General features: G+C 74.9%; 10 protein-coding genes. 3 read left to right on the plus strand and 7 right to left on the minus strand.

The window, feature by feature from the left end; genetic code table 11:
• Positions 1–29: 29 nt before the first annotated feature.
• Positions 30–1,145, minus strand: a complete 1,116-nt coding sequence (corA, locus tag ACIOHG_RS04685; RefSeq protein WP_400945260.1) for a magnesium/cobalt transporter CorA — start codon at positions 1,143–1,145, stop codon at positions 30–32.
• A gap of 537 nt (positions 1,146–1,682) precedes the next feature.
• On the opposite strand from corA, the gene ACIOHG_RS04690 reads away from it, so the two are divergent.
• Positions 1,683–2,327, plus strand: a complete 645-nt coding sequence (locus tag ACIOHG_RS04690) for a suppressor of fused domain protein (RefSeq protein ID WP_400945262.1) — start codon at positions 1,683–1,685, stop codon at positions 2,325–2,327.
• 20 nt (positions 2,328–2,347) lie between these two features.
• On the opposite strand, the gene ACIOHG_RS04695 is transcribed toward ACIOHG_RS04690, so the two are convergent.
• Together ACIOHG_RS04695 and ACIOHG_RS04700 are read right to left on the minus strand one after the other, a co-directional pair.
• The gene (locus tag ACIOHG_RS04695; protein ID WP_400945264.1) at positions 2,348–3,196 is read right to left on the minus strand and encodes a PHP domain-containing protein; all 849 of its coding nucleotides are present in this window, start codon (positions 3,194–3,196) and stop codon (positions 2,348–2,350) included.
• Between the two features lie 45 nt (positions 3,197–3,241).
• Positions 3,242–4,765 carry a serine hydrolase gene (locus ACIOHG_RS04700; protein ID WP_400945266.1) on the minus strand — a complete coding sequence of 508 codons (1,524 nt, stop codon included), beginning with the start codon at positions 4,763–4,765 and terminating at the stop codon, positions 3,242–3,244.
• 210 nt (positions 4,766–4,975) lie between these two features.
• Here ACIOHG_RS04700 and ACIOHG_RS04705 point away from each other — a divergent pair, with 210 nt between their 5' ends.
• Positions 4,976–5,872: a LysR family transcriptional regulator gene (locus tag ACIOHG_RS04705; protein ID WP_400945268.1), complete on the plus strand. Its 897-nt coding sequence runs from the start codon at positions 4,976–4,978 to the stop codon at positions 5,870–5,872.
• A 32-nt stretch (positions 5,873–5,904) separates the two neighbouring features.
• On the opposite strand, the gene ACIOHG_RS04710 is transcribed toward ACIOHG_RS04705, so the two are convergent.
• From ACIOHG_RS04710 to ACIOHG_RS04725, 4 genes are all read right to left on the minus strand, one after another.
• Entirely contained in the window at positions 5,905–6,543 is a 639-nt protein-coding gene (locus tag ACIOHG_RS04710) for a DUF6758 family protein (RefSeq protein ID WP_400945270.1), read from the minus strand.
• A 259-nt stretch (positions 6,544–6,802) separates the two neighbouring features.
• Positions 6,803–6,946 (minus strand): hypothetical protein, encoded by a 144-nt coding sequence (locus ACIOHG_RS04715; protein WP_400945271.1) that lies wholly within the window; start codon positions 6,944–6,946, stop codon positions 6,803–6,805.
• A 469-nt stretch (positions 6,947–7,415) separates the two neighbouring features.
• Positions 7,416–8,261, minus strand: coding sequence for an alpha/beta fold hydrolase (locus ACIOHG_RS04720; RefSeq protein WP_400945272.1), 846 nt, complete (start codon positions 8,259–8,261; stop codon positions 7,416–7,418).
• Between the two features lie 516 nt (positions 8,262–8,777).
• Positions 8,778–11,648: a DEAD/DEAH box helicase gene (locus tag ACIOHG_RS04725; protein WP_400945275.1), complete on the minus strand. Its 2,871-nt coding sequence runs from the start codon at positions 11,646–11,648 to the stop codon at positions 8,778–8,780.
• 605 nt (positions 11,649–12,253) lie between these two features.
• Here ACIOHG_RS04725 and ACIOHG_RS04730 point away from each other — a divergent pair.
• The gene (locus tag ACIOHG_RS04730; protein WP_400945277.1) at positions 12,254–12,979 is read left to right on the plus strand and encodes a ferritin-like fold-containing protein; all 726 of its coding nucleotides are present in this window, start codon (positions 12,254–12,256) and stop codon (positions 12,977–12,979) included.
• Positions 12,980–12,987: the final 8 nt, after the last annotated feature.

Consider the following 12,987-nt stretch of genomic DNA (forward strand, 5'->3'; position numbering starts at 1 on the left):
CTGACGCCCCGCCGACGCCCGACGGCCCGTCAGAGCCAGCCGTTGCGGCGGAAGCCCCGGTACATGCCGATGCAGATCACCACGATCACGCCGAGCACCGTCGGGTAGCCGTACGTCCACTTCAGCTCGGGCATGTTCTCGAAGTTCATCCCGTACACGCCGGTGATCATGGTCGGGACGGCGAAGATCGCGGCCCAGGCGGTGATCTTGCGCATGTCCTCGTTCTGGGCGACCGAGACCTGTGCCAGGTTGGCCTGGAGCAGCGAGTTGAGCAGCTCGTCGAAGCCCTGGACCTGCTCGATCACCCGGGCCAGGTGGTCGGCGACGTCCCGGAAGTACTTCTGGATCTCCGGGTCGACCAGCCGCGGCGCGGGCTCGGACAGCTGCAGCATCGGGCGCAGCAGCGGGGCGGCGGCGCGCTTGAACTCCAGCACCTCGCGCTTGAGCTGGTAGAGCCGGCCGACGTCGCCGCCGCGGCCGCCCTTGTTGGCGAACACGTCGAACTCGATCTCGTCCACGTCGTTCTGCAGGCGGTCGGCGACCAGCAGGTAGTTGTCCACCACGTGGTCGGCGATCGCGTGCAGCACCGCGGCCGGGCCCTTGGCGAGCAGGCCGCTGCCCTCGGCGTCCGCCTCCAGGCGGTGCCGCAGCTCGCGCAGCGAGGAGTGCGCGCCGTGCCGGACGGTGATGACGAAGTCGGGCCCGGCGAAGACCATCAGCTCGCCGGTCTCGATCACCTCGCTGGTCGGGGTGAGCTGGTCGTGCTCCACGTAGCGGACGGTCTTGAAGACCGCGAACAGCATGCCGTCGTACCGCTCGACCTTGGGGCGCTGGTGCGCGTGCACCGCGTCCTCGACGGCCAGCGGGTGCAGGCCGAAGCGCTGGGCGATGCCCTCGAACTCGGCCTCGGTGGGCTCGTGCAGGCCGATCCAGCTGAACGAGCCGGGCCCGGCCTGGTGCGCGGCCTTCACCTGCCGGGCGGCCTCGCGCGGGCTGCAGGTCTCGCCGGCCCGCTTGCCGTCCTGGTAGACGGCGCAGTCCACCACCGCGGACGGCGTGTCGCCGGGGCGGGACTGGAAGGCGTCGCTGACCCGGCGGCGGGTCGGACGGACGACGGCGGCACGCAGGTTGTTCATCATCGACATGGCGCGGGCTCCTTGGGCCGGACCGGCGCGCGCGAACCTGGCAGGCGGGCGGGCGACGGCGGAAAACACCGGTGGACACGCCGGGGCCGACGGGGCGTCAGAAAACCTCGGACAGAGGCGGTTTCGACGGCACGACCCCGGGGAAGGTGCTCTCCCGGCCGGACGCGACGCTGCGTGGAGCCTTGGTCAGCCGAGGGTGCGGCTGGTCAGGGTGGGCCGGAGAGAGCTGCCGGTACTGCATGGTCGACTGCTGTCCACCATGACCACCTCCTCCGCGCCGGGGCCCGCGCGGGGGCCGTCGCGGCCCCGGTGGGAGTGCACGGGGCCGACCGTTCACATTAACAGCTGTTTCCCGGATCGCGGCCCGCATGCGGTTCCCGCCGGGTAAAGGTCGCGCCAAGGTTCGGCGACGCACGTCCTCACGCACGCCCTCACGCACGCCCTCGCGCGGGCCATTCGTACGGCCCGCGGACGCCCCGCGACGGCCCCGGCCCGGGCGCCGGGCCGCGCCCGCCCGCCGCGCGCTAGGGTCGCGGCATGGCGCACGACTTCCCCCACCTCGGCGACTTCTCCGATCCGGCCCACGGCGCCGGCCCCACCCGGCCGGAGCTGCTGGCCGCCGTCGAGGCCCGGCTGATCAGCACCTTCGGCGAGCCCACCGGCCGGGCCGCGGTCACCTTCCTCGGCGCGGACCGGATCGAGGTGCTGCGCTTCGGCCCCGACGCCGACGGCCTGGTCCGCTACGCCACCCTCGGCATGGCCGCCGCGCCGATGGCCGACCCCACCGCCCCGGTCGCCGACCCGGTCCGCGGCCCGCGGGCCGAACTGGTGCTGACGGTGCGCGGCGGCCGGGACGAGGCGCACAAGGCGCTCGCCGTGTTCGCCGCCAGCCCGCAGGTCGAGGGACTGGTGGTGGCCCCCGGCGGCTCGCTCGACCTGGGCTCCCCGCTGTGGACCGGCGCCCCGTTCACCTCGGTGCTGGCCGCCGAGCCCGGCGGCCTGGTCGAGGACCTCGAACTCCCGGCCCCCGCCGACCCGGTGCGCTTCCTGCCGCTGCTGCCGATGACGCCCAACGAGGCCGCCTTCAAGCGCGTCCAGGGCGCGGGCGCGCTGGAGGAGCGCTGGCTGAAGCACGGCACCGACCTGCGCGACCCGAACCGCCGCGGCGTCCCGCTGGACTGACGGACCGTGGGGCGGGTGGGTCAGCCGGTCAGCGGCTTCGCCCCCGTCGCCTGCGCCAGCAGCCGCTGGTACGCCTCCGGGTCGGTGGTGTGCTCGCCCAGCCGGACGGTCTTCCGGCTGCCGTGGTAGTCGCTGGACCCGGTGGTGAACAGCCCCAACTCGCCCGCCAGGCCGCGCAGTCGGGCCCGGGTCGGCTCGTCGTGGTCGGTGTGGTCGACCTCCAGGCCGCCCAGGCCCACCGCCGCCAGGTCCGCGATCACTGCGTCCGACACCGTCCGGCCGCGCTTGTCCGCGCCCGGGTGCGCGAACACCGGCACCCCGCCGGCCGCCCGGACCAGCCGGACCGCCACCGCCGGGTCGGTCTCGTGCTTGCGGACGTCCGCCCGCCCGCCGTTGGCCAGCCACTCGGGCGTGAACGCGTCCGAGACGGTCGCCACCACGCCCGCCTCCACCAGCGCCGAGGCGATGTGCGGCCGCCCCACCGAGCCGTTGCCCGCGATCCGCTCCACCTGCTCCCAGCTGATCGGCGCGCCCAGTTCCCGGCAGCGCTCCACGATCGCCCGGCCGCGCCGGAACCGGTCGGTGCGCACCAGTTCGCGCTCGGCCGCGAAGGCCGGCTCCGCCGGGTCGAACAGGTACGCCAGCAGGTGCAGGCTGATCCCGTCCACCTGGCAGGACAGCTCGGCGCCCGGCACCAGGGTCAGCCCCGTCCCGGCCAGCGCGGCCGCCGCCTCCCCGTACCCGGCCACCGTGTCGTGGTCGGTCAGCGCCACCACGTCCAGCCCGGCCGCGACCGCGTTGGCTACCAGCTCGGCGGGGGAGTCGGTGCCGTCCGAGGCATTGCTGTGGGCGTGCAGATCGATACGCATGCCGCCCAGGATAGGGACCGCGGGACGGGGCCCGGGCGGATCCGCTCAGCTGTCGAGGAACACCGCCCCGAGCAGCGCTCCCAGGGCCGCGGGGAAGGCCGCCGCCGGGTCCGTCGCGGATTCGCCCGTCGTCAGGCCGGCGGTCAGCGTCCGGCGGCCGTCGGGGGTGGCGACCATCAGCGAGCCGAAGCCGCCCGGCGCGCCGCCGTTGTGGTGGACGACGGTGATCCCGCGGTCCGGGTCCAACTCCTGCACCCACAGGCCGAGTCCGAGACCGAGCTTCCCGTGCGGGGTGCGCATCTCGTCCAGCAGTCCTTCGGGGAGCAGCCGGCCGGAGAGCAGGGCGGAGAGGAAGACCTGGAGGTCCCGGGTGGTGGAGATCAGGTGGCCCGCGCCGGCGAGGAGCGAGGAGTTCTGGCGGGTGACGTCGACCGTCCGCCACTCCTCGCCGTCCTGGTAGCGGAAGTAGCCGCGGGAGTGCGGCTCGGGCAGGTCCGCCGCGTCCACCGCGCCCGCGGCGGGGGAGACGGTGCCGGTGAGGCCGAGGGGGCGCACGATCCGCCGTTCGAGCGCCTCGGCGTAGGTGCAGGCGGCGGCCTTCTCGATCAGCAGGAGGGCCAGGGTGTAGTTGGTGTTGGCGTAGCCCTGGTCGGTGCCGGGCTCGAAGCGGGGCGGCCGGGACAGGGCGAAGCGCACCAGTTCCTCCGGCCGGTAGGCGCGCAGCCGGTTCTCGACCCAGGCCTTTCCGGTGGCGTCGATGCCAGGCTCGAAGTCGCCCTCGGGCGTGAGCTCGCCGGTGTAGTTGTACAGGCCGCTGGTGTGCTGGAGCAGCATGCGCACGGTGATCCGCGGGTCGAGGCCGAACTCCGGCAGGTGGTCGGCGACCGGTCCGTCCAGGTCGAGCCGCCCCTCGTCCACCAGCTGGAGGACCAGGGTCGCGGTGAAGGTCTTGGTGGTGGAGCCGATCCAGAAGTGCCCGTCGACCGGGGGCCCGACGGTCGCGCCCGACGCGCGGACCCCGGCGCTGCCGGCCCACTGCCCGTGCTCGTCGTGCACCCGCAGCTGGATGCCGCCGAACCCGGCGTCGACGAACGCCCGGGCCGCCGCCCGGAGGTCGGCCCGGTCCCGCCCGGCGGCTTCCCCGGTGTCCCGGGGCGTCTCCTCCGCCGCGTCCAGGGCCTCGGTGATCTGCCGGGCCATCTCGGCCACCGACGGGCCGGGCTCGCCCGGACGGCTCGCCGAAGCCGCGGTGACGGCGATCCGGACGGCCCGGCGGAAGTTCTCGGCCTCCGCCGGGAGCTGCCGTCGCAGCAGGGCGACCGACTCCGTCAGGGCGGGCAGCACCCGGTCGGCGATCTCGGCGACGGACCCGCCCGCGAGGTCCTTCCCCCTGGGGTTCTTGGCCAGCACGTGGCCGATCGGGCCGGTCGTCGCGGCGAGGGCCGCGGAGCCCTCGGCCGCGGCCTTGTGCGGCGAACCGGCGGCGTCGGCGGCGGAGATCAGGGTGACGGCGCCGTAGGCGGCGGTCCGCAGCACGGACCGGTCCTGCTCGGACAGGGAAGAGGTCATGTCGGACAGGGAAGAGGTCATGAAGGTCGGCCCTCGCTGTTGCACGGTGGGGAGCGACCGCTGCTGCGGTCGGTTCAGCCTCGCGCCGGAGCGCGGCACCATCAACGGCGAAGCCCGCAAGGCTGTGTTGCGCACCGGGGCAACGATGCGCGTTGTGCCCGCACGGCGTCGGGCGTTAGGTTCTCGTCCGGACGAGTGGCCGGAGGGGCGATGGAACTGCGGGAGATCGAGATCTTCCTGACCCTCGCGGAGGAGCTGCACTTCGGCCGGACCGCCGAGCGGCTGCACATCACCCCGTCCCGGGTGAGCCACGTCATCAAGAAGCAGGAACGCCGCTTCGGCGCCCCGCTGTTCGCCCGCACCTCGCGCACCGTGCGGCTCACCCCGCTCGGCGAGGAACTCCGCGACGAGCTGCTCCCGGCCCAGCAGCGCATCCGCCAGGCCCTGGAGCGCGCCATCGCCCACGGCCGCGGAACGACGGGCGAGCTGCACGCCGGCTACACCACACCCTGGTGCGCCGAACTGCTGCTGCGGGCCACCGACGCCTTCCACGACCGGTACCCGGGCTGGTCGGTGCGGACCAGGGAGGTGTCCTTCGGCGATCCGTACAGGCCGCTGCTCCGGGGCGAACTCCAGGTGCAGATCGCCGAGTTCCCGGTGGTCGAGCCCGGCATCGCCACCGGCCCCGTACTGTTCCGGGAACCCAGGGCGCTGATGCTGCCCGCCGGCCACCCGCTGGCCGCCGACCCGACCGCGTCCCTGGAGGACCTCGCCGAAGTGCCCCTGCTCAGGCTCGACGCCATCCACTCGCGGCCCGCCGCCGAGGTCCACTTCCCGCAGCGCACACCGCTGGGACGCCCGATCCCGCGCGGACCGTCCTGCGCGTCCTGGCACGAGATCCCAGTGCTGGTCGCCGCCGGCTTCGGCGCCTCGATCGTGGCAGCGCGCGCCGCCGAGTACCACGCCCGGCCCGGTGTCGCCTTCGTCCCCCTGCGGGACGGCCCGACCCTGGACTACGGCGTCCTGCTGCCCGCCGACGGCGCCGACGCACCGGTACGGGCCTTCACCGACGTCCTCCGCACCCTGGCCGACACCGAACGAGCCTAGGCCGCAGCGGATGCGACGACCCGAAAGACGGCTCAGCCGAACAGGCGGGGGGAGAGCGCCCCGCAGGGCAGCAGGCCGAGTTCGGCGCCCGCGTCGCGCAGGTCGGTGAGGACCAGTTCGTCGTGCATCAGCAGGGCGGACTGCTCGGGCCAGGCGATCGCCCAGAGCCACAGGCCGCGGGCCTCGCCGACGTACACCGCGCGGTCGTCCGGCGCGCCCGGGACGTGGAACATCGGGGTCGGCCGACCGGCGGCCATCAGCTTCGCGTCGGCGGGCTTGTAGAGCGCCACCGAATCGCCCGGGTCCGGCCCGTCCAGCCCCGCGTAGCGGGCGCCCAGGCCGATGCCCAGCTCCTCGGCCACCAGCACCAGTTCGCCGAACCCGCCGAGCGGGGCCGGCCCCGAGCAGGCGACCGCGGTGGCCCGGGCCCCCGACAGGTCGTCACCCGCGTGCGCGATGCCGGTGAAGAGCCAGCCGACCGGCAGCGGCCAGGGCAGCCAGACCGGCACCTGCGAGCGGTTCACCGCGACGTTCAGCGCCTCGATGCTCGGGGGCAGCACCGGCTGCATCGGGTGCACGGCACCGTGCTGGTCGCACTGCCAGGTGTCGGAGAAGAGGCCGGGGGCGCGGACCCGACCGGCGCACCTCGGGCAGCTTGGCTCGCCCCTCATAACCGACAACGGTCCTCCCTCCGGACAGCTGCGTCAAGGACGATCACCCGTAAGGAGTGCGTCGTGAGGCACCCCGGGCACCGGCCCGGCACGGCAGGGTGATGTCCCGGGCGGCAGGTTGCCAAACCCCCGCAGGTCGCGGGCCCCGAACACCCCTCGAACGCACTGACGCCCCGTCGGTCCCAGGGCTCTCCTGCGATGACGGGGCGTCAGTCGGGTATCGGAACGTCGGACGGCTCGGCGGCGCGCCCGCGCCCCGTCACACGGCCTTGCACGGCCGGATGTACAGGCGTTCACCGGTCTGTGCGGCGGTCTTCAGGTACTCGGAGACGGTCTCCGCGTCGGCGATCAGCCGATCGGTCTCGGCTCCGGTGTGATCCAGGCGAAGGATCTCGAAACGCATGGGCCTCTCCCTTCCCGTCCTCGGGCTCCGAGGCGGACTCGGCCGGCGGTCGGCCATCAGGCGATGGCCCGTCGGCGCTGGTTGGGTCGGACGTCCGGCAGGTGCGGTCACCCGTCGCTCCCCCCACTCTCAAGCAGGACTCGTTCAGCGGCTTCTTTCCCTGCGGCACTGGAGGGGGCCTTCGGTGCCCCGATGACCCACTGTGCCGCGACGCTGCTTCCCGGCGGTTGCCCGCCGGTAAATCCGTGGTTTCGGCGGCCGGAGGAGGGTGCGACCGCCGGAGGGTTCAATCCCGGACGGATTCAAATATTACCCGAGCTAACGATTTCTGTCGCGCGAAAACCGGGGCCGGCTTCTGAGCGAGCGTCAGGAAGCCCGCCGGTGAGGGCGAACGGGGGCAAAGTTTTCGCGGACCGGATGGAGGCCCGGTCCGGAATCGGTCAGGTCGGCGCAGCCAGGAGCGGGCCGGTCAGGCGGACCAGAAGGCGGCCAGCGCGGCGGCCGTCTCCGCCGGGCGCTCCGCGTTGGGGGAGTGGCCGGCCCCCTCGACCACCGTGCGGCGCGCGCCCAGGCGCTCCGCCATCAGCGACTGCTCCGGGACGGGCCAGGCGTGGTCCTGCTCGCCGGAGAGCACGTGCGTGCGCAGGCCGACCGCCGCCAGCTCGTCCACCCGGTCCGGGGCCGCGACCAGGTGCGCCGCCGCCGCCCGCAGCGCCGCCGGGTGGTTCGCCAGCCAGCGCCGGTGCAGGAACTCGGCGATCTCCGGCTCCAGCGGCGGCACCCGCTCGCCCTCCATCTGCCGCATCACCTGCCAGATCGACTCCAGGTCCATCGACCCCAGCGCGTCCAGCAGCAGCGAGGTCCGGGCCGCCTCCGCCGGGTCGATCGTCCCCGGGCCGGTCGACAGCAGCGTCAGCGACGCCCAGGGCAGCTCGGAGCCGTTCAGCAGCACCGCCTCCCGGACCACCTGCCCGCCGAAGGAGTGCCCCAGCAGGTGCAGCGGCCCGCCGTCCGCGAGCTCCGCGGAGACCGCGCGGACGTCCGCCGCCAGCACGCCGATCCCGTACCCCGACGGGTCCTCGTCCCGGCCCGTCGACTCGAACTGGCCGCGCTGGTCCACCGCGACGGTGCGGAAGCCCGCCGCCGCCAGCGGCTCCAGCAGCGCGATGAAGTCCTCCTTGCTACCGGTGAACCCGGGCACCAGCAGCGCCGTCCCCCGCACCTCGCCCGCGGGCTCCCCGCGCAGCGCGGCCAGCCCGGCGACCCGCGCCGTCCGCACACAGCCCGGCAACTTCAGGAACGGCGGCGTACTCATGCGGGCTGGCCTCTCGTGCGATCACCTGGCGGAGCCACGATACGGGCTGCGCAGCGCGTACTTGCGGAGGGGCGCCGCTGGCGCGGGGAGTGGCGAGGAGCGGCGGAAACGCGGGATCGCGCCGTGCGGCGGAGTGTCGGCGCGACGCGATCCTGGGACAGGCCCACATGCCCCGTGGGCGGCGGTGTGTGGGGGGAGAGGGGGCCGACAGTGCGGGGCCGGGGGCTCCTCGGCTGCGGAGCGCGTGCCTGCGGAGGGGCGCTGCTGGCGGAGGAGCGGCGGAGTGCCGCACGGCGCGATCCCGGGAGGGGCCCATACGTTCGGCGGGCGGTGGTGCGTGGGGGAGGGGGCCGGGAACTCCTCGGCTGTGGTGGTCTTCCGGACGGGCTGTGGGCCGCGCCCGTGGTGCGGGAGCGGCGGAAACGCAGGATCGCGCCGTGCGCGGCGGAGTGCCGGCACGACGCGATCCCTTGACGGTCCCCTACGCGCCCCGGTGGGCGAGGAGGGCGGCGTCGGTTACTGCTCCACGGCCTTGCGGGTCCGGCGCGGGGCCGGGATCTCCTCGGCCGCCGCGGCCTTCTTGGTGGTGCGCTTGCGCGGGGCCGGGGTGGTGGCTTCCTCGGCGGTGACGGTCTCGGTGGCCTTCTTGGTTGCGCGCTTGCGGGGCGCGGCCGTGGGGGCTTCCTCGGTGGTCACGGCTTCGGTGGCCTTCTTGGCCGTGCGCTTGCGCGGGGCCGTGGTCTCCTCGGCGGTGACGGGCTCGGCGACCTTCTTGGCGGCCCGCTTGCGTGGGGCGGCCGCCGGGGCCTCCTCCACCACGGCCACCGGCGCCGCGGCCTTCTTGGTGGTGCGCTTGCGCGGGGCCGGGGTGATGGTCTCCTCGGCGGTGACGGCTTCGGCGGCCTTCTTGGTCGCGCGCTTGCGGGGCGCGGCCGTGGGGGCTTCCTCGGTGGTCACGGCCTCGGTAGTCACGGGCTCGGCGGTCTTCTTGGTGGTGCGCTTGCGGGGCGCCGGGGCCGGGGTCTCCTCGGCCGCGACGGTCTCGGCGACCTTCTTCGCGGCCCGCTTGCGCGGGGCGGCCGCCGGGGCCTCCTCCACCACGGCCACCGGCGCCGCGGCCACGACGGTCACTGCGGCCTCGGCGGCGACCGGCGAACCGACCTGGCGGGTCGCCCGCCGACGTCCGGGCCGGGCGGCGGCCACGGGGGCCTCCTCCACGACCACGGCCGGAGCGGCGGTCTCGACGGGCGCCACGGTCTCGACGGTGGCCGAGACAGTGGACGGCCGGGTCACCCGACGGCGCCCGGAACGGCCGGACGCAGCCGGAGCCGCCTCGACGGCGACCGGAGCGACCACGGCCGGAGCCGCCGGGGCCTCGACCACGGGAGCAACGGGCGCCGCGGCAGCCACGGGCGCGGCGACGGGTGCCGCAGCGGCCCGCCGGTCGTTCCGCTTGCGCGGCGCGGAGGAGCCGGAGTTCTGCACCACCAGGCCGGTGAAGCGGTCGCGGACGGGCCGCTGCTGCGGCGTCCGGGAACGGATCACCGGCTCGGCGGCGGCCGGGGCCGCGGTCTCGGCCACCGGCTCCGAAACGGCGCGGACGCGCCGACGCGGGGCCCGGGCCTCGGCGACGGGCTCCACCACCGCGACGGGGGCCGTGACGTCCGCGACGGGGGCTTCGACGGCCGGGGTCTCGACAACGGCTGCCTCGACCACCGGCTCCGCCGTGGCGCGGGTGCGTCGACGCGTGGCCCGGGCCGGCGCGGCAGCGCTCTCGGCGACGGGCTCGGCGGCGCCGGGAGCCTCGACAGTCGGGGTCTCGACAACGGCGGTCTCGACAACGGCGGTCTCGACAACGGCGGTCTCGACAACGGCGGTCTCGGCAACGGCGGTCTCGACGGTCTGCGCCTCGACGGCCGCCGCCGCGCCGCCACCACGGCGGTTGCGGGAGCGGCGGCGCGAGCCGCGGCCCTCCGCCGGCGCGCTGTCGGCCGGGGCCGCGGGGGCCTCGGTGGCGGGCAGCTCGGTCTCCGGGGCGGCGGTGACGGCGGCGTTCTCGCCGGCCAGGCCGCCGCCGCGGGTGCGCCGGCGCTCGCGGCTGCGGCGGGCCGGACGCTCGGCCGGGGCCGGGGTCTCGACGGCGGCAGCGGCGGGGCGGCCGCCCCGGGGGCGGACACCGCGCTGGCCGCGGCCGCCGGTCTCGCCGAGGTCCTCGACCTCCTCGGCGTCCAGGCCGGCCCGGGTGCGCTCGGAGCGCGGCAGGACGCCCTTGGTGCCGGGGGCGATCCGGAGCAGCTCGTACAGGTGCGGCGAGCTGGAGTAGGTCTCCTCCGGCTCGTTGAACGGCAGCTCCAGCGCCTTGTTGATCAGCTGCCAGCGCGGGATGTCGTCCCAGTCGACCAGGGTGACGGCGGTGCCGGAGGCGCCGGCCCGGCCGGTGCGGCCGATCCGGTGCAGGTAGGTCTTCTCGTCGTCCGTGCACTGGTAGTTGATGACGTGCGTGACGCCCTCGACGTCGATGCCGCGGGCGGCGACGTCGGTGCAGACCAGGACGTCGACCTTGCCGTTGCGGAAGGCGCGCAGCGCCTGCTCGCGGGCGCCCTGGCCGAGGTCGCCGTGCACCGCGCCGGCCGCGAAGCCGCGCTTGGTGAGCTGCTCGGCGACGTCGGCGGCGGTGCGCTTGGTGCGGCAGAAGATCATCGCCAGGCCGCGGCCGTCGGCCTGCAGGATGCGGGCGACCATCTCGACCTTGTCGAGCGAGTGCGCGCGGAAGATGTGCTGCTCGATGTTGGCGACGGTGGCGCCGGTGTCGTCCGGGGCGGCGGCCCGGATGTGGGTGGGCCGGCTCATGTACCGGCGGGCCAGCGAGATGACCTGGCCGGGCATGGTGGCCGAGAAGAGCAGGGTCTGCCGCTTGGCGGGCAGCATGGTGATGATCTTCTCGACGTCCGGCAGGAAGCCGAGGTCGAGCATCTCGTCGGCCTCGTCCAGGACCAGCGCGCGGACCTTGGACAGGTCGAGCTTGCGCTGCCCCGCCAGGTCGAGCAGGCGGCCGGGGGTGCCGACCACGATGTCGACGCCCTGCTTCAGGGCCTCCACCTGCGGTTCGTAGGCGCGGCCGCCGTACACGGCGAGGACCCGCACGTTGCGGACCTTGCCGGCGGTCTGCAGGTCGTTGGTGACCTGGGTGCACAGCTCGCGGGTGGGCACCACGATGAGCGCCTGCGGGCTGTCGGAGAGCTGCTCGGCGGTGGCCCGGCCGGCGGCGACGTCGGCCGTGACCACGACGCGCTCGATCAGCGGGAGGCCGAAGCCGAGGGTCTTGCCGGTGCCGGTCTTGGCCTGGCCGATGACGTCGTGCCCGGTCAGCGCGACCGGCAGGGTCATCTCCTGGATCGGGAAGGGGTGGACGATGCCGACGGCCTCCAGGGCCTCGGCGGTCTCCGGGAGGACGCCCAGCTCGCGGAAGGTCGTCTTCGTGGGTTCGGCGGTGGTGGACAGGGTGCTGCCTCTTCCGTGATGGAGGGCCGAGTCGGAGCGCGTCCGGCCGCGCCCGGGCGGCCCCGGGCGGGGCGTGTCGGGCGGGCGGTGCGGGGGAGGGGGCGTCCCGGTCCACGGGGTCCCGCTCCACGGGGTCGTGCGGCGCGCTGTCGGCGCGATCCGCAGCGGCCCTCGCTCGGCCTGATGCGGTGCCTGGGCCCGAGGCTCGGGCCAGGTCGGAGCCGATCGGGTCTCCGACCGGGCATCCGCGTACGTGAGCGCCGGGTGCGGTGTACCGGGCGGCGGACGCCGCCGGGCACGACTGCGCGGCCTGCCGAGAATCGGACCGGCCGCGCGGGTTCACACCTGGCCTCACTTCCTACCATACAGTCAAGCGACGACTCGAACACGTGACGGCGGCTACTCCGGGCGGCCGTGCCCCGGTGGCGCCCGGGCGGCGGGCGGGTTCCGGACCGGCCCGGACCGCCCGGGTGCCACTAAGGTCAGGTGCCATGGAGACGCAGGAACCGGGTGACGAGGTCACCGACTCGATCGGGCCCTGGACGGCCCGTGCCGCCGACCCGCAGTACCGGGCGGCCGTGCTGGACCTGCTCGGCGCGCTCGCCTACGGCGAACTGAGCGCCTTCGAGCGGCTGGCCGAGGACGCCAAGTTCGCCCCCGGCATCGAGGAGAAGGCGGCGCTGGCCCGGATGGCCTCCGCCGAGTACCAGCACTTCCAGCTGCTGAACGACCGGCTGGCCGAGGTCGGGGCCGACCCGGTCGCCGTGATGGAGCCGTTCGTCGAGCCGCTGGAGGCCTTCCACCGGCTGACCGCGCCGTCCGACTGGCTGGAGGGCCTGGTCAAGGCGTACGTCGGCGACTCGATCGCCACCGACTTCTACCGCGAGGTGGCCGTCCGGCTGGACGACGACACCCGGGACCTGGTGCTGCGGGTGATGTCCGACACCGGGCACGCCGAGTTCGCGGTCGACCGGGTCCGGCAGGCGATCACCGAGGACCCGCGGGTCGGCGGGCGGCTGGCGCTCTGGGGCCGGCGGCTGATGGGCGAGGCGCTCAGCCAGGCCCAGCGGGTGGTGGCCGAGCGGGACGCGCTGTCGAACCTGCTGGTCGGCGGCGCCGAGGTGCGCGGCTTCGACCTGGTCGAGGTCGGCAAGATGTTCAACCGGATCACCGAGAGCCACACGAAGCGGATGGCCGCGCTGGGCCTGGCCTCCTGACCTGGAGC

Source organism: Kitasatospora sp. NPDC088134 (genome assembly GCF_044741705.1).
GTDB lineage: Bacteria > Actinomycetota > Actinomycetes > Streptomycetales > Streptomycetaceae > Kitasatospora.

Coding starts and splice junctions, on each gene's coding strand:
- ACIOHG_RS04700 (WP_400945266.1), bottom strand. CDS start 4,765: ATGACCTCTTCCCTGTCCGAGCAGGACCGGTCCGTGCTGCGGACCGCC.
- ACIOHG_RS04695 (WP_400945264.1), bottom strand. CDS start 3,196: ATGCGTATCGATCTGCACGCCCACAGCAATGCCTCGGACGGCACCGAC.
- ACIOHG_RS04715 (WP_400945271.1), bottom strand. CDS start 6,946: ATGCGTTTCGAGATCCTTCGCCTGGATCACACCGGAGCCGAGACCGAT.
- ACIOHG_RS04710 (WP_400945270.1), bottom strand. CDS start 6,543: ATGAGGGGCGAGCCAAGCTGCCCGAGGTGCGCCGGTCGGGTCCGCGCC.
- corA (WP_400945260.1), bottom strand. CDS start 1,145: ATGTCGATGATGAACAACCTGCGTGCCGCCGTCGTCCGTCCGACCCGC.
- ACIOHG_RS04690 (WP_400945262.1), top strand. CDS start 1,683: ATGGCGCACGACTTCCCCCACCTCGGCGACTTCTCCGATCCGGCCCAC.
- ACIOHG_RS04725 (WP_400945275.1), bottom strand. CDS start 11,648: ATGACCCTGCCGGTCGCGCTGACCGGGCACGACGTCATCGGCCAGGCC.
- ACIOHG_RS04705 (WP_400945268.1), top strand. CDS start 4,976: ATGGAACTGCGGGAGATCGAGATCTTCCTGACCCTCGCGGAGGAGCTG.
- ACIOHG_RS04730 (WP_400945277.1), top strand. CDS start 12,254: ATGGAGACGCAGGAACCGGGTGACGAGGTCACCGACTCGATCGGGCCC.
- ACIOHG_RS04720 (WP_400945272.1), bottom strand. CDS start 8,261: ATGAGTACGCCGCCGTTCCTGAAGTTGCCGGGCTGTGTGCGGACGGCG.